Origin of the sequence: Mycobacterium europaeum (genome assembly GCF_002102155.1) — a bacterium.
GTDB classification, from domain to species: Bacteria; Actinomycetota; Actinomycetes; order Mycobacteriales; family Mycobacteriaceae; genus Mycobacterium; species Mycobacterium europaeum.
Genome location: NZ_LQOU01000032.1, coordinates 76,801 through 99,518 on the forward strand (window position 1 = coordinate 76,801; position 22,718 = coordinate 99,518).

Genomic DNA, 22,718 nt, shown 5'->3' on the forward strand with positions numbered 1-22,718 from the left:
CGCACACCCGGCATGAGGACCGAGGACTCAGTAGCGGTAGTGGTCGGCCTTGTAGGGACCGTCGACGTCGACGCCGATGTACTCGGCCTGCTCCTTGGTCAGCTTGGTCAGCTTGCCGCCGAGCGCCTCGACGTGGATGCGGGCCACCTTCTCGTCGAGGTGCTTGGGCAGCCGGTACACCTCGTTGTCGTACTCGTCGTTCTTGGTCCACAGCTCGATCTGGGCGATCACCTGGTTGGAGAAGCTGTTGCTCATCACGAACGACGGGTGCCCGGTGGCGTTGCCGAGGTTCAGCAGCCGGCCCTCGGAGAGCAGGATGATCGACTTGCCGCTGTCGGGGAACGTCCACACGTCGACCTGCGGCCGGATGTTGGTCTTGGTGGCGCCCGAGCGCTCCAGCGCGGCGACCTGGATCTCGTTGTCGAAGTGCCCGATATTGCCCAGCACCGCGTAGTCCTTCATCGCCTTCATGTGCGCCAGCGTGATGATGTCCTTGTTGCCGGTCGCGGTGATGACGATGTCGGCGGTGCCGATCGCGTCCTCGACCGTCTCGACGTCGTAGCCCTCCATCAGCGCCTGCAGCGCGTTGATCGGGTCGATCTCGGTGACGACGACGCGCGCGCCCTGCCCCTTGACCGACTCGGCGCAACCCTTGCCCACGTCGCCGTAGCCGCAGACCAGCACCTTCTTGCCGCCGATCAGCACGTCGGTGCCGCGGTTGATCCCGTCGATCAGCGAGTGCCGGCAGCCGTACTTGTTGTCGAACTTGGACTTGGTCACCGAGTCGTTGACGTTGATCGCTGGGAAGGCGAGGTCGCCGGCCGCGGCGAACTGGTAGAGGCGCAGCACGCCGGTGGTGGTCTCCTCGGTGACGCCCTTGACCGACTCGGAGATCTTCGTCCACTTGTCCTTGTCGGTCTCGAAGCGCTTGCGCAGCAAGTCCAGGAAGACCTTCCACTCGGTGGGGTCGTCCTCCTCCGCGGGCGGCACCACGCCGGCCTTCTCGTACTGCGCGCCGCGCAGCACCAGCATGGTGGCGTCGCCGCCGTCGTCGAGGATCATGTTGGCCGGCTCGTCGGGCCACGTCAGCATCTGCTCGGCGGCCCACCAGTACTCCTCCAGCGTCTCGCCCTTCCAGGCGAACACCGGGACGCCCTTGGGCTCCTCGGGCGTACCGTGCGGGCCGACGACCACGGCGGCTGCGGCGTGGTCCTGGGTGGAGAAGATGTTGCAGGACGCCCACCGGACTTGCGCGCCCAGCGAAACCAGGGTCTCGATGAGCACGGCGGTCTGCACCGTCATGTGCAGCGAGCCCGAGATCCGCGCCCCCTTCAGGGGCTGCACCTCGGCGTACTCGCGGCGCAGCGACATCAGACCCGGCATCTCCTGCTCGGACAGCTCGATGTCCCGGCGACCGTATTCAGCCAACGACAGGTCGGCGACCTTGAAATCGATGCCGTTGCGGACGTCGGCGGTCAACGAACTTTCGGTCGTCGTCATAAAAGTCTCATTCCTTCTGCGGCTTAGGTTCCACGCGGATTACTTAGCTTAGGTATGCGCTCTTGCGCCACTGTAGTCGGCGGCCGCGGGAGGGCGTCAGGGGACGTTGACGACGCCGTGGCGCTCCGCGAACGGTGTCATCAGCCGCGCCAGGTCGGCCGCCACGTCGTGGTCGGCCTCCGGCGGCATCGACACGTAGCTCATCGCCAGCCGGACGATCGCCCGGGCCAGGACGCCGGCGTCGAAGTCACTGGTGGCCACCCAGCTCTGGGTGAAGGCCGCGCTCAGCCGGTCCGACGCCCGGGTGATGATGGGGCCGCTGTCGGTGGTGATGATCTGCAGCAGGTCCGGCTTGGCGACGCCGGTCAGCAACGAGATCACCAGCGGGTCCGCCGCCGACTCGGCGAAGAAGGCGCGAAAGCCCTGCAGGAACGCCTCATAGATGTTGCCGACGTTGGCGTCGATGGCGGCCTGCACGGCGTCGACCAGCCGGTCGGCCAGGCGCAGGGCGTAACCCTGCGCCAGGCCTTGCCGCGAGCCGAACTCGTTGTAGATGGTCTGCCGGCTGATGCCCGCGGCGCGGGCCACGTCCGACAGCGTGACGGCGGACCAGTCGCGGGTCAGCAGCAACTCTCGCATCGCGTCCAGCACCGAGTCGCGCAGCAGCGCGCGCGACGCCTCGGGGAACGGCATCCGCTTCACAGGCGCGACAATAGCCGCTTTCGAGCCGCTTTCGCGCCGATCACGAACGAGCAATCTCCACCATCTCGAAGTCGGATTTCGCCGCGCCGCAGTCCGGGCAGCTCCAGTCCTCGGGGATGTCGTCCCAGCGGGTCCCGGGCGCGATGCCGTCCTCCGGCCAGCCCTTGGCCTCGTCGTATTCGAATCCGCACTGCACGCAGACGAAGAGTCTGTAGTCGCTCACCGGTTCACTCCACTCCTATCCGATTGTCCGGCTTCTCCTCACCCGCTTACGCGGCTGCATCGTCGCCGGACGTCAATTCGAAATCGGCCTTATCCCGCACCGCACAGTCCGGGCAGCGCCAGTCGTCGGGGATGTCACCGAACGGCGTGCCCGCGGGAAATCCTTCCCGCGGAGCACCTTTCGCCTCATCGTAGGTGTAGCCGCAGCCCGGGCACCGGTAGGCGGTCACGCCCGCACCCCGTAGCGCGCCAGCACCCGCTCCCGCACCCGCGGGTGGATGTTGACCTTGGTGATGTCGCCGTCGTAGTGCTCGAGCACCCGGTGGTCCATCACCTTGCGCCACAGCGGCGGGAGGTAGGTCAGCGAGATCATCGACGCGTACCCGCTCGGCAGGTTGGGCGCGCCCGCCATGCTGCGCAGGGTCTGGTACCGCCGGGTCGGGTTGGCGTGGTGGTCGCTGTGCCGCTGCAGGTGGTACAGGAACAGGTTGGTGACGACGTGGTCGGAGTTCCAGCTGTGCACCGGGGTGCAGCGCTCGTAACGGCCGTTGGCCTGCTTCTGCCGCAGCAGCCCGTAGTGCTCGAGGTAGTTGACGGACTCGAGCAGGCTGAAGCCGAAGACGGCCTGGATGACCACGAACGGGATCAGCGCCGGGCCGAAGACCGCGATCAGCACCCCCCACAACACGATCGACAGCAGCCAGGCGTTGAGCACGTCGTTGGACAGGTACGTCCGGGGGTCCCACGGGCTCCGCCCCTGCCGGCGCAGCCGCTGGGCCTCCAGCCGCAACGACGAGCGCAGGCTGCCGAAGACGCTGCGCGGCAAGAACTCCCAGAACGTCTCGCCGAAGCGCGCCGACGCCGGGTCCTCAGGGGTGGACACCCGCACGTGGTGGCCGCGGTTGTGCTCGATGTAGAAGTGGCCGTAGCAGGTCTGGGCCAGGGTGATCTTGGACAGCCACCGCTCCAGGGAGTCCTTCTTGTGGCCCATCTCGTGGGCGGTGTTGATGCCCACGCCGCCGAGCACGCCCACCGACAGCGCCACCCCGAGCTTGCCCGCCCAGCCCAGCGCGCCGTCATAGCCGAGCCAGCTCAGGTTCGAAGCGGTGAACAGGTAGGCGCCGAAGACCACGCTCAGGTACTGGAACGGGATGAAGATGTAGGTGCAGTAGCGGTAGTACTTGTCGTTCTCCAGCTGCTCCATCACCTCGTCGGGCGGGTTCTGGCCGTCGGGCCCGAAGCGCAGGTCCAGGATCGGCAGCAGGACGTAGACCAGGATCGGCCCGATCCACAGCAGCGCCTGCGAGCCGGTCCGCCAGCCGAGTGAGTTCATCGCCCAGACCAGCGGCAGCACCACGAACAACGCCGTCGGCGCGATCAGCCCCATCAGCCACAGGTGCCGCTTCTTGTCCCGCCAGACCGGCGGCTCGGACGCCTCCGGGTGTACCTGCCGTTCGAGTGTGGTCATATGCCAAACCTCCTTGTGAGTCACACCACGCTTGAGTTTGACAATATCGCCTACCGCGTCTCGTGTCTAGACAAGAGACGTACTTTTGTAAACCGGCCGCTACGGCACGGTGTCGGGTTCCGCGCGCGCGGGCGCCTCGATCCCGTGGGCCTCGCGCCGGCCCTGCACCGAGTGCCGGTATCCGTAGCCGACGTAGATCGCGGTCCCCACCGCCAGCCAGACGGCGAACCGTACCCAGGTCAGCGCGGTGAGGTTGACCATCAGCCACACGCACGCGGTGATCGAGGCGATCGGCAGGACCGGCACCCACGGCGCCCGGAAGCCGCGCTCCAGGTCCGGGCGGGTGCGCCGCAGCACCATGACGCCGGCCGAGACCAGTACGAACGCGAACAGGGTCCCGACGTTGACCATCTCCTCGAGCTTGTCGATGGGGAACACCGATGCCGTCGCGGCCACCACGACCGCAACCAGCACGGTGATCCGGACCGGGGTGCCGCGCGTGCCGGTCTTGGCCAGTTGCCGCGGCAAGAGGCCGTCGCGCGCCATCGCGAACAGGATGCGGCACTGGCCGAGCATCAGGACCATCACCACGGTGGTCAATCCGGCCAGCGCGCCGATGGCGATGATCTTGCTGGCCCAGTGGATCCCGTTGGCCGTGAACGCCGTGGCCAGGTTCGCCGGCCGGTGGCCCGGGGCCGTCTTGAGCTGGGTGTAGGAGACCATGCCCGACAACACCACCGAGACGGCCACGTAGAGCACGGTCACGATGGCCAGCGACGCGAGGATGCCCCGCGGGACGTCGCGCTGGGGCCGCTTGGTCTCCTCGGCCATGGTGGCGACGATGTCGAAACCGATGAACGCGAAGAACACGATCGACGCGCCCGCCAGCACGCCGTACCACCCGTAGTGGCTGCTGTGCGCCCCGGTCAGCAGCGACAGCACCGACTGGTTGATGCCGGAGGCCTCATGCCCGGCTTCGGGCTTGGGAATGAACGGCGAATAGTTGGAGCCCTTGATGTAGAAGGCGCCGACCACGACCACCAACAGCACCACCGACACCTTGATACCGGTGACCACCGCGGAGAACCGCGACGACAGCTTGGTGCCCAGCGCGATCAGGGTCGCCACCCCGGCGACGATCACCAGCGCACCCCAGTCCAGGCTGATCGACCCGAATTCGGTTGTGCCACCGGCGAACCCGAACACGTTGCCCAGGTAGCTCGACCACCCCTTGGCCACGACCGCGGCGCCGATCGCGAGCTCCAGCAGCAGGTTCCACCCGATGATCCAGGCCAGGAACTCCCCGAAGGTGGCATAGGAGAAGGTGTAGGCGCTGCCGGCGACCGGGAGCATGGAGGCGAACTCGGCGTAACACAACGCCGCCAGGGCGCAGGTGATCGCCGCGATGACGAACGAGACCCAGATGGCCGGGCCGGTGATGTCGCCGGTCGTGGACGCCGTCACCGTGAAGATCCCGGCGCCGATCACCACCGCGACGCCGAAGACGACCAGGTCCAACCAGGTCAGGTCCTTGCGCAGCCGGGTGTCGGGCTCGTCGGTGTCGGCGATCGATTGTTCGACCGACTTCGTCCGCCATCGGTTGGCCATCCGTCGCCCTTCGGAATCAACTGGGACCCATTGGTCCGCCACAGTACTGGGTACTCTGCCGAGATGCCGGACACCAAAGCAAACACCAGGGAGCATGCGGCGGTCATCGGAGGCAGCGTCGCAGGCCTGTGCGCCGCGCGGGTGCTCGCGGATTCGTATGCGCGTGTCACCGTCTACGAACGCGACGACTTGCCGGCCACACCGTCGAACCGGGCGACGGTCCCGCAGGACAGGCACCTGCACATGCTGATGGCCCGCGGCGCAATGGAGTTCGAGAGTTTGTTCCCCGGACTGCTGGACGACATGGTGGCCGCCGGCGTGCCCATGCTGGAGAACCGGCCCGACTGCATTCACCTCGGCGCGGCCGGCCACGTGCTCGGGACCGGGCACACGCTGCGCGACGAATTCACCGCGTACGTGCCCAGCCGCCCGCACCTGGAGTGGCAGTTGCGCAAACGCGTCCGCGACACCGACAATGTCGCGATCGTGCGCCGCTCGGTGGCCGAACCGCGGTACGACCCGGCGCGCCGGCGGGTGACCGGGGTGCTGTTGGACGCGACCGGCACCGACGGCGGGGAGCCGGAATTCGTGGCCACGGACCTCGTCGTCGACGCGGCCGGACGGGGCACCCGGCTGCCGGTCTGGCTGGAGCAGTGGGGGTACGAACGCCCCAGGGAAGACGCCCTGGACATCGGCATCCACTACGCCACCCAGCAGTTCCGCATCGCGGACGGGCTGATCACCGAGAAGGTGGTGGTCGCGGGCGCCTCGCACGACAAGTCGCTCGGGCTGGGCATGCTGTGCTACGAGGACGGCACCTGGGTGCTGACCACGTTCGGGGTGGCCAACGTCAAACCGCCCCGGACCTTTCCCGAGATGCTGGCGCTGGCCGACGAGCTGCTCCCGGCCCACTTCAGCACCGCCCTGACACGCGCCGAACCCCTGGGGGAACCGGCTTTCCACGCCTTTCCGGCCAGCCGTTGGCGCCGCTACGACAAGCTCGACCGCTTCCCCGCGGGGATCATCCCGTTCGGCGACGCCGTCGCCAGCTTCAACCCCACCTTCGGGCAGGGCATGACGATGACGTCGCTGCAGGCCGGTCACCTGCGGCGCGCGCTGTCCTCCCGCGACGAGCAGCTGGCGGCGGAACTGAGCCGGGCCACCGCCAAGACCACCTTCCCCGTCTGGATCATGAACGCCATCGGCGACGTCACCTTCCACCACGCCGGCGCCAAGGGGCCGATCCCCTGGTGGTGGCGACCGTCCGGTGCGCTCTTCGACCAATTCCTGGGGGCCGCCGAGACCGATCCCGTTCTCGCCGAGTGGTTTTTGCGCCGGTTCTCGCTGCTCGACAGCCTGTACATGATCCCGCCGCCGCGCATCATCGGGCGGGCGATGGCCCACAACCTGCGGCTGTGGCTGGGCGAACGCCGTCAGGCCGCCCGGGACCGGCACACCGTGGCGATCGCGAGCGCGGCGGAGCCGGGCGATGCGGGTCGCCACCATCGGGTCTGAGTTACAGCCCTACGGTCGCCCTGAACAGCTTGGTGGGTTCGCGCGCGACCAGCCGGATCGGGGCGTCGTCGGCCGCCACCCAGGCGGCCATCCCCCGCTGCAGGGTCAGCGACCCGGACTTGCCGTGCACGGTCGTGCAGCCCTCGGTGCACAGCAGGATCTGCGGGCCCTCGTGGCTGCAGGTGGCGTCGACCTCGTGGCCCAGGTAGTCGCCGTCGAGCTCGAGCAGCGCCACCGCGAACTCCTCGGCCGGGGTCTCGTAGATCAGGCCGAAGCCCTCGCGGTGGACGCGGGGCCGCACCTGAGCCTCGGTGGTCGGGGTGAAGTCGAGCACCCGCAGCAGCTCGGGCACGTCCACGTGCTTGGGGGTCAGGCCGCCCCGCAACACGTTGTCGGAGTTGGCCATCACCTCCACCGCGAACCCGCGCAGGTAGGTGTGCAGGCTGCCGGCCGACACGAAGATCGCCTCGCCCGGGGCCAGCGTGATGCGGTTCAGCAACAGCGCCGCCAGCACCCCGGCGTCGCCGGGATAGCGTTCCCCGAGTTCCAGCACCGTCTTGACCTCGCCGGCGAATTCGGTCGCCCCGGAGCTGATGTACTGGATGGCGCCGTCGAGCACCGCGGGCACCAGCACGTCGATGTCGGGCTGGGGTGCGGTGATCCAGGTGGTGAACAGCGCGCGCAGGCCGTCGGCGTCGGACTGGTCGTTGAGCAACTCGATGTACGGGTCGAGGTCGGAGACGGCCAGGGCCCGCAGCAGCTCGACGGTGCGGGTGACCTGACGGAATCCGGCGAGCGCCTCGAACGGCTGCAGCGCGACCAGCACCTCGGGCTTGTGCGAGGTGTCGCGGTAGTTGCGCACCGGGGAGTTCAGCGGGATGCCCAGCCGCTCCTCGCGCAGGTAGCCCTCGGCCGCCTGCGCCGCGCTCGGGTGGGCCTGCAGGGACAGCGGCTCGTCGGCCGCGAGCACCTTGACCAGGAACGGCAACATGTCTCCGAAGCGGGCGCGCGCCCCGGGGCCGAGCTGGCCCTCCGGGTCTTCGACGAGCGCGTCGAGCAGCGTGATCTCGCCATGGTCGGTCTCCAGCCAGGCGGGGTCGCCGGGGTGGGCGCCGAACCAGAGCTCGGCCTCGGGGTGGGCGGCCGGGACCGTCCGCCCGGTGAATTCCGCGATGGCGGTGCGTGATCCCCAGGCGTACGTCCGCAACGCTCCGCGAAGCAATTCCACTGTTCTATCTATCCCCGCACCAGTCGCGCATAAACCGCGGCCATCTCCAGCCGGACGGCCAATACTGCCAGTTGCTGCTCGGCGCTGATGGCCCCGCCCAACGCCGGCGCGACGGTGGAGCCGGCCGAGCCGCCGGGTCCGTCGGGCACGTCCTCGGCGGCCAGCAGGTACACGTCGTCGAGCCCCGCGGTGCGGGCCGCCACCACCGGCTGTTCGGCGGACAGGGTCAGCGCCAGCACCAGCAGCCGCTGGGGCAGCGGGCCGTCGATCTGTTCGTCGTGGAACAGCGCCTCGGCGGGATCCACGAACCCGGCGGACGCGCCTGCGCGCAGCGCGACGACGGCGTCGGGCAATCCGGCGGCGGCAACCGCCTGATGGGCGATCCGCAGCAGCACCGAGCTGCCGTGCCGGGCCAGCGCCAGCGTCGCGGCGCAGTCGCCGGCCAGCGCCACCTGACGGTCGGCCAGGCGCGCGGCGATGGTCTTAGCCGGGTTGGTGAACAGCTCGCGACCCGCGCTGTTGCGCAGCGCCTCGGCGTCCAGCTCGTCGGCCAGCGCCCGCAGGTCGATGCCCGGTCGCCGGTCCACGGTTTGCAGGACGGCCAGGCCGGCGGCCAGGTACCGGCACAACCCGAACTCGTCGGGCACGTCAAGGCGCGGCGCCAGCACCGCCGCCCGCCCGGCCGTGGAATCCCGCATCGGCCCCTCGTACGGCGCGGCGACCACGACCCGCGCCCCGCGCCGCACGCCGGTCGCCGCCGCGCTGACCAGAGCGGGGTCGCCCGGGTCGTCGCCGGCGACGACCAGCACGTCGAGGGGGCCGACCCACGGCGGAACCTCCGCGGTCAGCGCGATCGGCTGGGAGGCCGCACCGCCCACCGTCGCGGCGAGCATGGCACCGGCGGAGTCGGCGGCGCCGCGGCCGGCGACCCAGATCAGGCTGCGCGGCCGGTCGTCGGTCCGCAGCGAATCCAGCGCGCCCTCGTCGACCGCCGCGGCGATCGCGCGCACCTGCGCGCCGGTCGACGACGCCGAGCGCAGCAGGCCGTCCCGGTCGGCGGCCAGCAGACCGTCGGTGTCCTCGAGATCGATCGCCCGCACGGCGCTCACGGGGCGGCCCCGGCGGGCGCCGACTGCGCCTCGATCTCCGCGCGGACCTGGGCCACCACCGCGTCGACGTCCTCGGTGGTGCGCCCCTCCACGTTGAGCCGCAGCAAGGGCTCGGTGTTGGAGCTGCGCAGGTTGAACCAGCTGCCGCCGCCCAGGTCGACGGTCACCCCGTCCACGTGGTCGATGGAGTGGATCCGGCTGCCGAAGGACTTCAGCACCGCCTCCGTGCACAGCGCCGCGTCGGCGACGGTGAAGTTGATCTCGCCGGACGATTCGTAGCGCTGGTAGTCGGCGGTCAGCTCCGACAGCGGCCGGTCCTGCTCGCCGAGGGCGGCCAGCACGTACAGCGCCGCCAGCATCCCGGAGTCCGCGCCCCAGAAGTCGCGGAAGTAATAGTGCGCCGAGTGTTCGCCGCCGAAGATGGCGCCGGTGTCGGCCATCATCGCCTTGATATAGGAGTGCCCGACGCGGGAGCGCAGCGGCGTGCCGCCGCGTTCGGCGACCAACTCCGGCACCGCGCGCGACGTGATCACGTTGTGGATGATGGTCGCGCCGATCTCCCGGCCCAGCTCGCGGGCGGCCACCAGGCTGGTCACCGTCGAGGGCGACACCGGCCGGCCGCGTTCGTCGACCACGAAGCAGCGGTCGGCGTCCCCGTCGAAGGCCAGCCCGAGGTCGGCACCCGTCTCGCGCACGTAGGCCTGCAGGTCGACCAGGTTGGCCGGGTCCAGTGGGTTGGCCTCGTGGTTGGGGAACGAGCCGTCGAGCTCGAAGTACAACGGCAGCAAGGTGATCGAACCGATCGCCCCGAGCACCGCGGGCGCGGTGAGACCGGCCATGCCGTTGCCGGCGTCCACGGCCACCCGCAGGGGCCGCAGCCCCGACGTGCTCACCAGCGAACGCAGGAACACCCCGTAGTCGTCGAGCACGTCGCGGTCGGTGACGGTTCCCGGCCGCCCGGCATACGCCGGCACCCCGGCGATCACGTCCTCGCTGATGGTGCGCAGGCCACTCTCCGCGCCGACCGGCTTGGCGGCCGCCCGGCACAGCTTGATCCCGTTGTAGGCGGCGGGGTTGTGGCTCGCGGTGAACATCGCGCCGGGGCAGTCCAGCGAACCGGAGGCGAAGTAGAGCTGGTCGGTCGAGGACAGGCCGATCCGCACCACGTCCAGGCCCTGGCCCAGCACCCCGGAGGCGAAGGCCGCGGCCAGCGCGGGCGAACTGTCGCGCATGTCGTGGCCGATCACCACCTGCCGCGCACCCTCGCCGCGCATCAGCCTGGCGAACGCCGCCCCCAGGGCGGTGACCAGCGGCTCGTCGAGCTCTTCACCGACCAGCCCTCGCACGTCGTAAGCCTTGACGACACGGTGGACGGTCGCGGCGAGCCGAGACATGCGGGGGCCTCCTGACGCCTTGAACGGGTTCGCGTTCCTTCGCCTCTTGGCCGTCAGCCTATCGGCCCGCGGGAAACACCGACCGCAGCGGTGGGCGCGGATCGCGGTCGCCTAGTCACTGGGGTCGGGCAACACCCGCAGATGCCCGCGGCGCCGGCCGGACCGATGCTCGGGCGGCGCGAGCACGCTGCTGCTCGGCGCGGTGGCCTGCGACCCGCCGTGATGAAGGTGCGGGTCGGCGAAGCCGTTCACCGGGGTTGCGGCGTACGGCACGCCCCGATCGCCACCTTCGCGCACCGCGTCAGCCAGGGCGACCAGGTCGTCCTCATCGGGATGCGTGGGCTCGGACAAGAGGGGCCCGGCGTGGCGCACGAGATCCCACCCGCGGGGCGCGGTGATCCGGCCGGCATGGCCGACGCACAGGTCCCACGAATGCGGCTCCCGCGCGGTCGCGAGTGGCCCGACCACCGCCGTGGAGTCCGAGTAGACGAACGTCAGGGTCGCTACGGCGTAGTGCGGACACCCGGGCCGGCAACAGCGACGGGGAACGTTCACGCCGAAAGGCTATCGTGCGCAAACGCTCGTGAAGCGCCGGACACGCGCAACCGGCGGACCGCCGATGTTCAACCGTTACCATCGGCGCGTGGGCGATTCGCGCAGCTCCCCGCGGAGGGGTCGGTCCCCGGGCCGATTCGCTTCCCACCGGTCCAGCCGGCGGGGCCGCGACGTGCGCGGCCCGCTGCTGCCGCCGACGGTGCCCGGGTGGCGCAGCCGGGCCGAGCGGTTCGACATGGCGGTGCTGGAGGCCTACGAGCCCATCGAGCGGCACTGGCAGGCCCGCCTCGCCGAGCTCGACGTGGCGGTCGATGAGATCCCCCGCATCGCGGCCAAGGATCCCGACAGCGTGCAGTGGCCGCCGGAGGTCGTGGCCGACGGGCCGATCCCGCTGGCGCGATTGATCCCGGCCGGCGTCGACGTCCGCGGCAACGCCACGCGGGCGCGAATTGTCCTGTTCCGCAAGCCTATTGAGCGACGGGCCAAAGACACCGTCGAACTCGGTGATTTGCTGCACGAGATACTGGTGGCCCAGGTAGCCATCTACCTCGATGTCGAGCCGTCGGTCATCGACCCGACGATCGACGACGAATAACCCTGGCGCGTCGGCGCCTTCGGCGCCTTAGATGATGCCGCGCTTGAGGCGACGGCGCTCCCGTTCGGACAGGCCGCCCCAGATGCCGAAGCGCTCGTCGTGCTCCAGGGCGTACTCCAGGCACTCATGACGTACCTCGCACCCCAGGCAGATCTTCTTGGCCTCGCGGGTCGACCCGCCCTTCTCCGGGAAGAAGGCCTCGGGGTCGGTCTGGGCGCACAGCGCCCGGTCCTGCCATTGGTCCGCAACTGGCTCCGGCAACGGCTCGGGCTCGAATGCGACTGGCGCATCAGGAACCACGGTCAGGTGCGGCCGAACGGGTCGGACCGGCGCCGAGCCGATAGGGGTGTGCGGCGTGCTCGCCATGACTCCTCGAAGATGTTCGTAAGACATACGGTCGTCCGCCTCCTCAGATCGATTGAGAGAGTGAGTGGTTCCCACTTTTCTGATGTGTACAGACAATTCGAACAAGTGATCGAATCTCGGTCTGCGACACCGGAACCGGCCGGCCAACCGGGAAATGACACTGTTGTGATTAGACACGGGTTGATCTGCCGGGTCAAGCATTACGGCGCATTTCCATACCATCTCGTGACCGAATTACGGCGTTTCCGTTGTTTTGCGCATTCGGCGTGTCGATCACACTGCCCGCGACTACGCTTAAGGGCCGCGTAACGGGGCGGCCATCACACGGTCGTCGGGCAGTACTGTCGTGCACGTGAAGGTCACCGTTCTGGTCGGTGGGGTTGGCGGCGCCCGCTTCCTGCTGGGGATTCAACAGTTGCTCGGGCTGGGTCAGTTCGCAACGCAACAGCACCCAGACGCGGGAGCCGACAACCACGAACTTAATGCAATCGTCAACATCGGCGACGACGCCTGGATTCATGGACTGCGGGTCTGCCCGGACTTGGACACCTGCATGTACACCTTAGGTGGAGGCGTAGACCCGGAGCGCGGGTGGGGTCACCGCGACGAAACCTGGCACGCCAAAGAAGAATTGGCCCGCTACGGCGTGCAGCCGGACTGGTTCGGCCTCGGCGACCGGGATATCGCCACCCACCTGGTGCGCACCCAGATGCTGGGCGCCGGCTACCCGCTGTCGCAGATCACCACCGCGCTGTGTGATCGCTGGCAACCCGGTGCCCGGTTGCTGCCGGCCAGTGACGACCGCTGCGAGACGCACGTGGTGATCACCGATCCGGACGACGGCACCCGGCGCGCGATCCACTTCCAGGAGTGGTGGGTGCGCTATCGGGCCGGCGTGCCCACGCACAGCTTCGCCTTCATCGGCGCCGAAAAAGCCACCGCCACAAGTGAAGCTGTCGCTGCCATCGCCGACGCCGACGTCATCCTGCTGGCGCCGTCCAACCCGGTGGTGAGCGTCGGCGCCATCCTGGCCGTGCCCGGCATCCGCGCGGCGTTGCGCTCGGCGGCCGCCCCGGTCGTCGGCTACTCCCCGATCATCGGTGGAAAACCCTTGCGTGGCATGGCCGATGCGTGCCTGTCGGTGATCGGGGTGGACTCCACCGCGGAGGCGGTCGGCCGGCATTACGGGGCGCGCGGCGGCACCGGGATCCTGGACTGCTGGCTGGTGCACGAGGGCGACCACGCAGACATCGACGGCGTGGCGGTGCGCGCCGTACCGCTGCTGATGACCGACCCCAAGGCGACGGCCGAGATGGTCCGCGCCGGGCTCGACCTCGCGGGTGTGAGCCCGTGACTGAGCACGGCACCGGCGCGGCGGTCGAGATCCTGCCCGTCGCCGGGCTTCCCGAGTTCCGCCCCGGCGACGACCTGAGCGCGGCGCTGGCCGCGGCCGCACCCTGGCTGCGCGACGGCGACGTCGTGGTGGTGACCAGCAAGGTGGTGTCCAAGTGCGAGGGCCGGCTGGTGCCGGCGCCGCGGGACGCCGAGGAGCGGGACCAGCTCCGGCGCAAGCTCGTCGAGGAGGAGGCGGTGCGGGTGCTGGCGCGCAAGGGCCGCACCCTGATCACCGAGAACCGGATCGGTCTGATCCAGGCCGCCGCGGGGGTGGACGGATCCAACGTGGGCCGCGACGAACTGGCGCTGCTGCCGGTCGACCCCGACGACAGCGCCGCGGCCCTGCGCGCCGGCCTGGCCGACCGGCTCGGTGTCGACGTCGCGGTGGTCATCACCGACACGATGGGCCGCGCCTGGCGCAACGGCCAGATCGACGCGGCGGTCGGGTCGGCCGGTATGGCTGTGCTGCACGGCTATTCGGGGACCGTCGACCGCCACGGCAACGAACTGGTGGTCACCGAGATCGCGGTCGCCGACGAGGTCGCGGCGGCGGCCGATCTGGTGAAGGGCAAATTGACCGCGATGCCGGTCGCGGTGGTGCGCGGCCTTGCCGTGTCCGACGACGGCTCGACCGCGCGGCAACTGCTGCGGCCCGGCGAGGAAGACCTGTTCTGGCTCGGCACCGCCGAGGCCCTCGACATGGGGCGCCGCCAGGCGCAGCTGCTGCGCCGATCGGTGCGCCGGTTCACCGCCGAGCCGGTGCCGCCGGAGCTGATCGAAGCCGCCGTCGCCGAGGCCCTCACCGCGCCGGCCCCGCACCACACGCGACCGGTCCGGTTCGTCTGGCTGCAAACACCTGGCGTCCGCACCCAGCTGCTGGACCGGATGAAAGACAAGTGGCGCGCCGACCTCGCCGGCGACGGCAGGCCGGCCGACTCGGTGCAACGCCGGGTGGCGCGCGGCCAGATCCTCTACGACGCACCCGAGGTCGTCATCCCGATGCTGGTGCCCGAAGGCGCGCACACGTATCCCGACGCCGCCCGCACCGACGCCGAGCACACCATGTTCACCGTGGCGGTCGGGGCGGCCGTGCAGGCCCTGCTGGTCGCGCTGGCCGTGCGAGGGGTGGGCAGCTGCTGGATCGGCTCGACGATCTTCGCCGCCGACCTGGTGCGCGCGGAGCTGGAGTTGCCCGCCGACTGGGAGCCGCTGGGCGCCGTGGCGATCGGTTATCCGGAGGACCCCGCCGGGGCACGCGACCCGGCGGACGCCGGGGACTTGTTGATCCGCAAGTGATACTGGGCTGATGAAGTTCGCGGGCAAGGCGGCGGCGTCCGCCGAGAAGGCCCGCGGCGGCTACTACACGCCGGCGCCGGTGGCCCGGTTCCTCGCCCGGTGGGTGCGCGAAGCCGGGCCCCGCGTCCTGGAGCCCTCCTGCGGCGACGGGGCGATCCTGCGCGAGCTGGCCGCCCTCGGCGATGGGGCCCGCGGCGTCGAGCTCGTCGCCGAAGAGGCGGCCAGGGCACGCGAATTCGCTCCCGTCGACACCGCCAACCTGTTCACCTGGCTCGCCACCGCCGATCCCGGCGGCTGGGACGGGGTCGCGGGCAATCCGCCCTACATCCGGTTCGGCAACTGGGCGGCCGAGCAGCGCGCCCCCGCGCTGGAGCTGATGCGGCGCGCGGGCCTGCGACCCACCCGGCTGACCAACGCCTGGGTCCCCTTCGTGGTGGCGAGCTCGATGCTCGTGCGCGACGGCGGCCGGGTGGGGCTGGTGCTGCCCGCCGAATTGCTACAGGTCACCTACGCCGCGCCGCTGCGCGAGTTCCTGCTGAGCCGCTTCAGTGACATCACGCTGGTGACGTTTGAGCGGTTGGTGTTCGACGGCATCCTGCAGGAGGTCGTGTTGTTCTGCGGGGTCGCCGGCCCCGGCCCCGCCCGGGTCCGCACGGTCGGGCTGGCCGACACCGACGGGCTCGCGGGGGCGGACCTCGGCGTCGAAGCGGCGCCGGCGCTGCTGCACGAGAACGAGAAGTGGACCACCTACTTCCTGGACCCGGCCGCGATCCGGCTGCTGCGCGCGCTCAAGGCGTCGGCGGCGATCACCCGCCTGGGGTCGGTCGCCGAGGTGGATGTGGGCATCGTGACGGGGCGCAACAGCTTCTTCACGTTCACCGATGCGCAGGCCCGCGCGCTGGGGCTGCTGCCCCACTGCGTCCCGCTGGTCTCGCGCAGCGCGCAGTTGTCCGGCCTGGTCTACGACACCGATTGCCGGGCAGGCGATATCGCCGCCGGGCACCGCGGCTGGCTGCTCAACGCGCCGCGCGACCCGGCCGACCCCGCCCTGGCCGCGCACATCGACGCCGGTGCGGCCGCCGGGGTGGACCGCGGCTACAAGTGCTCGATCCGCACGCCGTGGTGGAGCACGCCCTCGCTGTGGGTTCCCGACCTGTTCCTGTTGCGCCAGATCCACCTGACGCCGCGGCTGACCGTCAACGCCGCCGCGGCGACGAGCACCGACACGGTGCACCGGGTCCGGCTCGCCGCCGGGGTGTACCCCCAGACCGACCCCGCCGCCCTGGCCGCGGTGTTCCACAACAGCGCGACGTTCGCCTTCGCCGAGATCCTCGGCCGCAGTTACGGCGGGGGCATCTTGGAGCTGGAGCCCCGCGAAGCCGAGCAGCTGCCCATTCCCCCACCGGCGCTCGCCGGCCCCGAGCTCGCCGGTGACGTCGACCTGCTGTTGAAGGCCAACGAGACCGACAAGGCGCTCGACCTCGTCGACCGCCACGTCCTGATCGACGGGCTGGGGCTCGCGCCGGAGGCGGTGGCGCAGTGCCGCGCGGCGTGGGTCGCGCTGCGGGACCGCCGCAAACGACGGGGTTGCCGATGAGCGTGCGGGAGTCGGCGATCGCGTTGCTGTCCGACTGGCAGGCCCCGGACCCGGCGCAGGACGCTTTGCGGCACGCGGTCCTGGCGTTCGTGCTCCACCGTCCCGACGCCTGTCGCCGCGAATGCGTGCCGGGCCACGTCACCGCCTCGACGCTGGTGCTCGACCACACCGGCGACCGGGTGCTGCTCACCCTGCACCCCCGCCTGGGCCGCTGGGTGCAACTCGGCGGCCACTGCGACGACGACGACGGCGACCTCCTCGCCGCGGCGCTGCGCGAGGCCACCGAGGAGTCCGGCGTCGAGGGCCTGCGCATCGAGCCGCGGCTGGCGGCCATCCACGTCCACCCGGTCACCTGCTCGTTGGGCGTGCCCACCCGCCACCTGGATCTGCAGTTCGTCGCGCACGCGCCGGCCGGCGCGCGGATCGCGATCAGCGACGAGTCGGAGGACTTGCAGTGGTGGCCGGCCGACGCGCTGCCCGACGACGCCGACCACGCGCTGGCGTATTTGGTCTCGCGGGCCCGCGTTTAGCCGCCGAGCGTGAAACTAATTTCACGCCGGACGTCGAGCGTGAGATTAGTTTCACGCTCGGGCGCCACAACACGCCGAGTGCGCCTAGACGTCGCTGGAATACCGGATGCCGCCATCGGGGATCGAGACGCCGGGCCAGACCCGGGCGCCGCGCAGCAGCTCGCAGCGCGCGCCGATGTCGGCGCCGTCGCCGATCACGCCGTCGCGGATCAGCGCCCGCGGGCCGATGCGGGCACCGAAGCCGATGATGGAGCGCTCGATCACGCTGCCCGCCTCGACCTTGACGCCGTCGAAGATCACGGCGCCGTCCAGCCGGACGCCGGGTCCGATCTCGGCGCCCCGCCCGACGACGGTTCCGCCCACCAGCACCGCGCCCGGCGACACCGCCGCGCCGTCGTGCACCAGCTGCTCGCCGCGGTGACCGTGCAGGGCCGGCGACGGCGCGATGCCGCGCACCAGGTCCGCCGAACCGCGCACGAAGTCTTCCGGTGTGCCCATGTCCCGCCAGTAGGTGGCGTCGACGTAGCCGCACACCTTGACGTCCGGGTCGGAGAGCAACGCGGGGAACACCTCGCGCTCGATGGACACCTCGCGCCCGCGCGGGATGCGGTCGATGATGTCGCGCGCGAACACGTAGGTGCCGGCGTTGATCTGATCGGTGGGCGGGTCCTGCGTCTTCTCCAAAAAGGCCGTGACGCGGCCGTTTTCGTCGGTGGTCACGCAGCCGAAGGCCCGCGGGTCGCCCACCCGGACCAGGTGCAGGGTGACGTCGGCCCGGTTGCTGCGATGAAAGTCGAGCATCTGGCCCAGGTCGGCACCCGAGAGGACGTCGCCGTTGAACACCATCACGGTGTCGTGGCGCAGGTGGTCGGCGACGTTGGCGATGCCCCCGCCGGTCCCCAGCGGCCGGTCCTCGGTGACGTATTCGATCTGTAGGCCCAGCTTGGACCCGTCGCCGAACTCCGCCTCGAACACCGCGGCCTGATACGAGGTGCTCAGGATGACGTGCTCGATGCCCGCCGCGGCGACCCTCGACAGCAAGTGCGTCAGGAAGGGCAGCCCCGCGGTGGGCAGCATGGGCTTGGGCGCCGACAGCGTCAGCGGCCGCAGCCGGGTCCCCTTGCCGCCGACCAGGATCACGGCATCGACTTGCGGGTTAGCCATCTCAGCGCCGCCCTTCCGCCAGTTTCCGTCTCCGACTGCGCAGCGCCCCGCGCACCATCAGGCGGGAACGCAGCGCCAGCGCGGCCCGCAGCACCCAGCGCAGCGGCGCCCGCCACCAACCCGAATGCCGGTCCGCGAGGAACATATAGGTGCTCTCGTGATGCGCCGCCAGGTGGCTCGCCGGGTCGCCCCCGGTGGAGTGCCCCTTGTGGTGCAGCACCTCGGCCGACGGCACGTAGACGCTCAGCCAGCCGGCCCGGCCCAGCCGGTCCCCGAGGTCGACGTCTTCCATGTACATGAAGTAGCGCTCGTCGAACCCGCCGACCTGGGCGAACGCGGACCGGCGGACCAGCAGGCAGGACCCGGACAGCCAGCCGACCGCGCGTTCGGTGGGCTCCAGCCGCTCCTGGCGGTAGGCCGCCGTCCACGGGTTGCGCTTCCAGATCGGGCCGACCACCGCGTGCATGCTGCCGCGGACCAGGCTCGGCAGGTGGCGCGCCGACGGGTACACCGAACCGTCGGGATCGCGGATGAGCGGGCCCAGCGCCCCGGCGCGCGGCCACCGGGTGGCGGCCTCCAGCAGGGCGTCGATGCTGCCGGGGCCCCACTGCACGTCCGGGTTGGCCACGATCACCCAGTCGTCGTCCACGTCCGGCGTCTCGGCGAGCTGCGCGACCGCGCGGTTGACCGCGGTCCCGTAGCCGAGGTTGGCCCCGGTGTGGAACAGCCGCACGTTGGGGTAACGCTCGATCGCGGCCTGCGGGGTCCCGTCGGTGGAGCCGTTGTCGGCCATCACCACGCACACGGGTCGCTCGGTGGCCAGCGACAACGAGGCCAGGAAACGCTCGAGGTGTGGGCCCGGCGAGTAGGTCACCGTCACGACCGGCAGGACGTCAGTCACGCGTAGAGGGTAACGGTCGATCGGCGGCGACCGTGGTTGCCGCGTTGGTGTTCGGGGCGGCCAGCGCCGCGACAAGTGCGGCGCGCCACGGCCTTAGCGGCCGCAGTCCCGCCGCGGCGGACTCCCGTCCCGACAGCGCGGAGTAGCTGGGCCGCGGCGCGGGGCGGGGGAACTCCGCGGTGCTGACCGACTGCACCCGCTCCGGGTCGGCGCCGCATTCGGAGAAGATCGCCCGGGTCTGCTCGAAGCGGGACACCGCGCCCTCGTTGGCGGCGTGCAGGATGGGGCCGGGCACGCGGTCGTCGGCGACCTGCAGCAGGGCGGCCGCCAGGTCGCCCACGTAGGTCGGCGACCCGACCTGGTCGTGCACCACCCGCACCGGGTCGTCGCCCGCGGCCAGCCGGCGCATGACGGCGACGAAGTCCTTGCCGTCACCGCCGGTGTAGACCCAGGCGGTGCGGACGACGACAGCCTCCGGCAGCGCCTCCAGCACGGCCTGCTCGCCGGCGAGCTTGCTGCGGCCGTACACGCCCGCGGGGGCGGTCGGGTCGCTGGGCTCGTAGGGGCGCGGGTCGGCGCCGCCGAAGTCCCCGTTGAAGACGTAGTCGGTGGAGACGTGGATGAACCGGGCGCCGGCGCGGGCGCAGGCCTTGGCGATGTTCTCGGGTCCGGTGGCGTTGACGGCGTAGGCGCCGGCCTCGTCGCTCTCGGCGGCGTCGACGTTGGTGTAGGCCGCGCAGTTGAGCACCACGTCGCCCCGCCGGACGATCCGCTCGGCCGCGGCGGGGTCGGTGATGTCCCACTGCGACGACGTCAGCGCCAGGACGTCGCGGCCCTCACCGGTCGCCAGCGAGCTCAAAAAGCCACCCAGCTGCCCTCCGACACCGGCGATCACGATCCTGCTCGACATGGTCTGAGTCTGGCATGCCCGGGAGAGCACGGGCGAACGCCCGGGGCACGCGGGGCTTCGCTACCCGCGAAGCGCGTGGGTCGCAAGTAATCTAGTGGGATGCCTGTGCATCGTGTGATTCGTGTGATTGCGACCGTGCTCACGCTCGCGGTCGTCCTCGGCACCGGGCTGGCGTGGAGCAACGTGCGGTCCTTCGAGGACGGCATCTTTCACATGTCCGCACCCTCGCTCGGCAAGGGCGGCGACGACGGCGCCATCGACATCCTGCTGGTCGGCCTCGACAGCCGCACCGACGCCCACGGCAACCCGCTGTCGCAGGAGGAGCTGGCGACCTTGCGGGCCGGCGACGAGGAAGCCACCAACACCGACACGATCATCCTGATCCGCATCCCCAACAACGGGAAGTCGGCGACCGCCATCTCGATCCCCCGCGACTCCTACGTCACGGCCCCCGGGCTGGGCAAGACGAAGATCAACGGGGTCTACGGCCAGACCCGCGAGGCCAAGCGCGCCAACCTGGTCAAGGCCGGCGACTCGGCCGAGGACGCGGCGGCGCAGGGCACCGAGGCCGGGCGCGAGGCCCTGATCAAGACCGTCGCCGACCTCACCGGCGTCACCGTCGACCACTACGCCGAGATCGGCCTGCTCGGCTTCTCCCTGATCACCGACGCGCTCGGCGGCGTGGACGTCTGCCTCAAAGAGCCGGTGTTCGAGCCCCTTTCGGGCGCCGACTTCCCGGCCGGCCCCCAGCGGCTCGACGGGCCGGAGGCGCTCAGCTTCGTCCGCCAGCGCCACGAGTTGCCGCGCGGCGACCTCGACCGGGTGGTGCGCCAGCAGGTGGTGATGGCCTCGCTGGCCCACCGCGTCATCTCCGGCAAGACACTGTCCAGCCCCACCACGGTCAAACGGCTGGAGGCGGCCGTGCAGCGCTCGGTGGTGATCTCCTCGGGTTGGGACGTCATGGATTTCGTCCAGCAGATGCAGAAGTTGGCCGGCGGCAACGTCGCGTTCGCCACCATTCCGGTGCTGGACGGGGCCGGCTGGAGCGACGACGGCATGCAGAGCGTGGTGCGCGTGGACCCGCGCCAGGTCCAGGACTGGGTCAACGGGCTGCTGCACGACCAGGAGCAGGGCAAGACCGAGGAGATCGCCTACACCCCGGCGAAGACGACCGCCAGCGTGGTCAACGACACCGACATCAACGGCCTGGCATCGGCCGTCTCGGAGGTGCTGAGCGCCAAGGGGTTCGGCGCGGGCACCGTCGGCAACAACGACGGCGGCCACGTCAAGGGCAGCCAGGTGCGGGCCGCCAAGAGCGACGACCTCGGCGCCCAGGAGGTGGCCAAGGAGCTGGGCGGGCTGCCGGTGGTCGCCGATCCGTCCGTCGCGGCGGGCTCGGTCCGGGTGGTGCTGGCCAACGACTACACCGGCCCCGGCTCGGGCCTGTCCGGCACCGGGTCGGTGATGCCCGCCAAGGTGTCCAACGTCGGTGCGGTGGCGCCCGACCCGAACGCGCCCGCACCCTCGCCGATCCTGACCGCCGGTTCCGACAAGCCCGAGTGCATCAACTGAGCACGCTGTCCGGCGCGATCCTCGACCCGATGCTGCGGGCCGACCCGGTCGGCCCGCGGATCACCTACTACGACGACGCGACCGGCGAGCGGATCGAGTTGTCCGCAGCGACGCTGGCCAACTGGGCGGCCAAGACCGGCAACCTGCTGCGCGACGAGCTGGGTGCCGGGCCGGGCAGCAGGGTCGCGATCCTGCTGCCGGCGCACTGGCAGACCGCGGCCGCGTTGTTCGGGGTGTGGTGGATCGGCGCCGAGGCGGTGTTCGCCGGCGAGGCGGAGATCGCGCTGTGCACCGGCGAACGGCTCGACGCGGCGGACTCCGCCGTGGCGGCGTCGGGGGGTGAGGTGGCGGTGCTCTCGCTGGACCCGTTCGGCCGCCCGGTCCCCGACCTGCCGATCGGGGTCACCGACTACGCCACGGCCGTGCGGGTGCACGGCGACCAGATCCTCGCCGAACGCCATCCCGGTCCCGCGCTGGCCGGCCGATCCGTCGACGAGGTGCTTGCCGATTGCCAGACCTCTGCGGCGGCAAGGGATTTGACGGCCGCCGACCGGGTCCTTTCCACCGCCGCCTGGTCCGGACCCGCGGAGTTGGTGGACGGCCTGCTGGCGGTCCTGGCCGTCGGCGCGTCGCTGGTGCAGGTGGCCCACCCCGACCCGTCGGCGCTGCCGCGCCGGATCGAGACCGAAAAGGTCACCCGGGTGCTGTAGCCCCAGACCGGGCCCGATTCATATTGATATCGCAATATTTCGATGTTAACGTCGAGCGAGCATGAGCTGACGCTGCGACGACGAGGAGGTCCGGGCAATGGCGGGATACGCGCTCTTGGCGAAGGCGGCATCGACGGTGCTGACCGGCCTTGTCGGCGTGACGGCCTACGAGGTGGTGCGCAAGGCCGTGGCCAAGGCCCCGCTGCACGAGACCGCGGTGTCGGCCGCCGAACTCGGGCTGCGCGGGACCCGCAAGGCCGAGGAGGCCGCCGAGTCAGCCCGATTGAAGATCGCCGACGTGATGGCCGAGGCCCGGGAACGCATCGGCGAGGAAGCCCCCACGCCCGCGGTGACCGACGTCCACCAGCACGACCACTGATC

At 70.7% G+C, this 22,718-nt stretch carries 23 protein-coding genes; 9 read left to right on the forward strand and 14 right to left on the reverse strand.

Going from position 1 to position 22,718, the window contains the following annotated elements:
- Positions 1-27: 27 nt before the first annotated feature.
- The 6 genes from ahcY to AWC03_RS15780 form a co-directional block, all read right to left on the reverse strand.
- A complete protein-coding gene (gene ahcY, locus AWC03_RS15755) occupies positions 28-1,500 on the reverse strand; it encodes an adenosylhomocysteinase (RefSeq protein WP_085241655.1) in 1,473 nt (490 codons plus the stop codon).
- Positions 1,501-1,596: 96 nt separating this feature from the next.
- Positions 1,597-2,193, reverse strand: coding sequence for a TetR family transcriptional regulator AlkX (gene alkX, locus AWC03_RS15760; protein ID WP_090422814.1), 597 nt, complete (start codon positions 2,191-2,193; stop codon positions 1,597-1,599).
- Between the two features lie 49 nt (positions 2,194-2,242).
- Positions 2,243-2,425, reverse strand: coding sequence for a rubredoxin (locus tag AWC03_RS15765; protein ID WP_085241657.1), 183 nt, complete (start codon positions 2,423-2,425; stop codon positions 2,243-2,245).
- Between the two features lie 46 nt (positions 2,426-2,471).
- On the reverse strand, positions 2,472-2,654 hold the full coding sequence (locus tag AWC03_RS15770) for a rubredoxin (protein ID WP_085241658.1): 183 nt from the start codon (positions 2,652-2,654) through the stop codon (positions 2,472-2,474).
- Complete coding sequence (locus tag AWC03_RS15775) at positions 2,651-3,892, reverse strand: alkane 1-monooxygenase (protein ID WP_085241659.1); 1,242 nt, start codon at positions 3,890-3,892, stop codon at positions 2,651-2,653. The genes AWC03_RS15770 and AWC03_RS15775 overlap by 4 nt, the downstream gene beginning before the upstream one ends.
- 99 nt (positions 3,893-3,991) lie before the next feature.
- Complete coding sequence (locus AWC03_RS15780) at positions 3,992-5,500, reverse strand: APC family permease (RefSeq protein ID WP_085241660.1); 1,509 nt, start codon at positions 5,498-5,500, stop codon at positions 3,992-3,994.
- Positions 5,501-5,563: 63 nt separating this feature from the next.
- Between AWC03_RS15780 and AWC03_RS15785 the strand changes: the two genes are divergently transcribed.
- Complete coding sequence (locus AWC03_RS15785; protein ID WP_085241661.1) at positions 5,564-7,015, forward strand: FAD-dependent oxidoreductase; 1,452 nt, start codon at positions 5,564-5,566, stop codon at positions 7,013-7,015.
- Between the two features lies 1 nt (position 7,016).
- On the opposite strand, the gene manA is transcribed toward AWC03_RS15785, so the two are convergent.
- The 4 genes from manA to AWC03_RS15805 all read right to left on the reverse strand — a co-directional run bounded on the left by manA (position 7,017) and on the right by AWC03_RS15805 (position 11,301).
- Positions 7,017-8,243, reverse strand: a complete 1,227-nt coding sequence (gene manA, locus AWC03_RS15790; protein ID WP_085241662.1) for a mannose-6-phosphate isomerase, class I — start codon at positions 8,241-8,243, stop codon at positions 7,017-7,019.
- Between the two features lie 8 nt (positions 8,244-8,251).
- Positions 8,252-9,352: a TobH protein gene (locus tag AWC03_RS15795; RefSeq protein WP_085241663.1), complete on the reverse strand. Its 1,101-nt coding sequence runs from the start codon at positions 9,350-9,352 to the stop codon at positions 8,252-8,254.
- Positions 9,349-10,746 (reverse strand): phosphomannomutase/phosphoglucomutase, encoded by a 1,398-nt coding sequence (locus AWC03_RS15800; protein ID WP_085241664.1) that lies wholly within the window; start codon positions 10,744-10,746, stop codon positions 9,349-9,351. The genes AWC03_RS15795 and AWC03_RS15800 overlap by 4 nt, the downstream gene beginning before the upstream one ends.
- 111 nt (positions 10,747-10,857) lie before the next feature.
- Positions 10,858-11,301 carry a DUF3499 domain-containing protein gene (locus AWC03_RS15805; RefSeq protein ID WP_085241665.1) on the reverse strand — a complete coding sequence of 148 codons (444 nt, stop codon included), beginning with the start codon at positions 11,299-11,301 and terminating at the stop codon, positions 10,858-10,860.
- 172 nt (positions 11,302-11,473) lie between these two features.
- On the opposite strand from AWC03_RS15805, the gene AWC03_RS15810 reads away from it, so the two are divergent.
- A complete protein-coding gene (locus AWC03_RS15810; RefSeq protein WP_085241666.1) occupies positions 11,474-11,896 on the forward strand; it encodes a metallopeptidase family protein in 423 nt (140 codons plus the stop codon).
- Positions 11,897-11,923: 27 nt separating this feature from the next.
- Here AWC03_RS15810 and AWC03_RS15815 read toward each other — a convergent pair whose 3' ends face one another.
- Complete coding sequence (locus AWC03_RS15815; protein ID WP_085241667.1) at positions 11,924-12,262, reverse strand: WhiB family transcriptional regulator; 339 nt, start codon at positions 12,260-12,262, stop codon at positions 11,924-11,926.
- Positions 12,263-12,614: 352 nt separating this feature from the next.
- Between AWC03_RS15815 and cofD the strand changes: the two genes are divergently transcribed.
- From cofD to AWC03_RS15840, 4 genes are read left to right on the forward strand one after another with little or no spacing between them, the layout of a single operon-like run.
- Positions 12,615-13,616 carry a 2-phospho-L-lactate transferase gene (gene cofD, locus AWC03_RS15825; protein ID WP_085241771.1) on the forward strand — a complete coding sequence of 334 codons (1,002 nt, stop codon included), beginning with the start codon at positions 12,615-12,617 and terminating at the stop codon, positions 13,614-13,616.
- Positions 13,613-14,953: a coenzyme F420-0:L-glutamate ligase gene (locus AWC03_RS15830; protein ID WP_085241668.1), complete on the forward strand. Its 1,341-nt coding sequence runs from the start codon at positions 13,613-13,615 to the stop codon at positions 14,951-14,953. The genes cofD and AWC03_RS15830 overlap by 4 nt, the downstream gene beginning before the upstream one ends.
- 10 nt (positions 14,954-14,963) lie before the next feature.
- Positions 14,964-16,550: an Eco57I restriction-modification methylase domain-containing protein gene (locus tag AWC03_RS15835; protein ID WP_085241669.1), complete on the forward strand. Its 1,587-nt coding sequence runs from the start codon at positions 14,964-14,966 to the stop codon at positions 16,548-16,550.
- Positions 16,547-17,080, forward strand: coding sequence for an NUDIX hydrolase (locus AWC03_RS15840; protein ID WP_085241670.1), 534 nt, complete (start codon positions 16,547-16,549; stop codon positions 17,078-17,080). The genes AWC03_RS15835 and AWC03_RS15840 overlap by 4 nt, the downstream gene beginning before the upstream one ends.
- Before the next feature lie 84 nt (positions 17,081-17,164).
- On the opposite strand, the gene manB is transcribed toward AWC03_RS15840, so the two are convergent.
- Genes manB through rfbD form a run of 3 tightly spaced genes read right to left on the reverse strand, consistent with a single transcriptional unit; the run spans position 17,165 to position 20,055 of the window.
- Positions 17,165-18,244, reverse strand: coding sequence for a mannose-1-phosphate guanylyltransferase (gene manB, locus AWC03_RS15845; RefSeq protein ID WP_085241671.1), 1,080 nt, complete (start codon positions 18,242-18,244; stop codon positions 17,165-17,167).
- 1 nt (position 18,245) lies between these two features.
- Complete coding sequence (locus tag AWC03_RS15850) at positions 18,246-19,145, reverse strand: glycosyltransferase family 2 protein (protein WP_085241672.1); 900 nt, start codon at positions 19,143-19,145, stop codon at positions 18,246-18,248.
- The gene (gene rfbD, locus AWC03_RS15855; protein WP_085241673.1) at positions 19,138-20,055 is read right to left on the reverse strand and encodes a dTDP-4-dehydrorhamnose reductase; all 918 of its coding nucleotides are present in this window, start codon (positions 20,053-20,055) and stop codon (positions 19,138-19,140) included. Before rfbD ends, AWC03_RS15850 begins: the two co-directional genes overlap by 8 nt.
- A gap of 99 nt (positions 20,056-20,154) precedes the next feature.
- Here rfbD and AWC03_RS15860 point away from each other — a divergent pair, with 99 nt between their 5' ends.
- The 3 genes from AWC03_RS15860 to AWC03_RS15870 all read left to right on the forward strand — a co-directional run bounded on the left by AWC03_RS15860 (position 20,155) and on the right by AWC03_RS15870 (position 22,716).
- Positions 20,155-21,627, forward strand: a complete 1,473-nt coding sequence (locus AWC03_RS15860) for an LCP family protein (protein ID WP_085241674.1) — start codon at positions 20,155-20,157, stop codon at positions 21,625-21,627.
- Complete coding sequence (locus AWC03_RS15865; protein WP_211279242.1) at positions 21,615-22,337, forward strand: TIGR03089 family protein; 723 nt, start codon at positions 21,615-21,617, stop codon at positions 22,335-22,337. The genes AWC03_RS15860 and AWC03_RS15865 overlap by 13 nt, the downstream gene beginning before the upstream one ends.
- A gap of 97 nt (positions 22,338-22,434) precedes the next feature.
- Entirely contained in the window at positions 22,435-22,716 is a 282-nt protein-coding gene (locus tag AWC03_RS15870) for a DUF1490 family protein (RefSeq protein ID WP_085241675.1), read from the forward strand.
- Positions 22,717-22,718 lie beyond the last annotated feature (2 nt).

What these genes read in the sequence shown, in the direction of transcription:
- ahcY (WP_085241655.1), bottom strand. Translation starts at nt 1,500, where the DNA reads ATGACGACGACCGAAAGTTCGTTGACCGCCGACGTCCGCAACGGCATC.
- alkX (WP_090422814.1), bottom strand. Translation starts at nt 2,193, where the DNA reads ATGCCGTTCCCCGAGGCGTCGCGCGCGCTGCTGCGCGACTCGGTGCTG.
- AWC03_RS15775 (WP_085241659.1), bottom strand. Translation starts at nt 3,892, where the DNA reads ATGACCACACTCGAACGGCAGGTACACCCGGAGGCGTCCGAGCCGCCG.
- AWC03_RS15780 (WP_085241660.1), bottom strand. Translation starts at nt 5,500, where the DNA reads ATGGCCAACCGATGGCGGACGAAGTCGGTCGAACAATCGATCGCCGAC.
- AWC03_RS15785 (WP_085241661.1), top strand. Translation starts at nt 5,564, where the DNA reads ATGCCGGACACCAAAGCAAACACCAGGGAGCATGCGGCGGTCATCGGA.
- AWC03_RS15800 (WP_085241664.1), bottom strand. Translation starts at nt 10,746, where the DNA reads ATGTCTCGGCTCGCCGCGACCGTCCACCGTGTCGTCAAGGCTTACGAC.
- AWC03_RS15815 (WP_085241667.1), bottom strand. Translation starts at nt 12,262, where the DNA reads ATGGCGAGCACGCCGCACACCCCTATCGGCTCGGCGCCGGTCCGACCC.
- AWC03_RS15835 (WP_085241669.1), top strand. Translation starts at nt 14,964, where the DNA reads ATGAAGTTCGCGGGCAAGGCGGCGGCGTCCGCCGAGAAGGCCCGCGGC.
- AWC03_RS15840 (WP_085241670.1), top strand. Translation starts at nt 16,547, where the DNA reads ATGAGCGTGCGGGAGTCGGCGATCGCGTTGCTGTCCGACTGGCAGGCC.
- manB (WP_085241671.1), bottom strand. Translation starts at nt 18,244, where the DNA reads ATGGCTAACCCGCAAGTCGATGCCGTGATCCTGGTCGGCGGCAAGGGG.
- rfbD (WP_085241673.1), bottom strand. Translation starts at nt 20,055, where the DNA reads ATGTCGAGCAGGATCGTGATCGCCGGTGTCGGAGGGCAGCTGGGTGGC.
- AWC03_RS15860 (WP_085241674.1), top strand. Translation starts at nt 20,155, where the DNA reads ATGCCTGTGCATCGTGTGATTCGTGTGATTGCGACCGTGCTCACGCTC.
- AWC03_RS15870 (WP_085241675.1), top strand. Translation starts at nt 22,435, where the DNA reads ATGGCGGGATACGCGCTCTTGGCGAAGGCGGCATCGACGGTGCTGACC.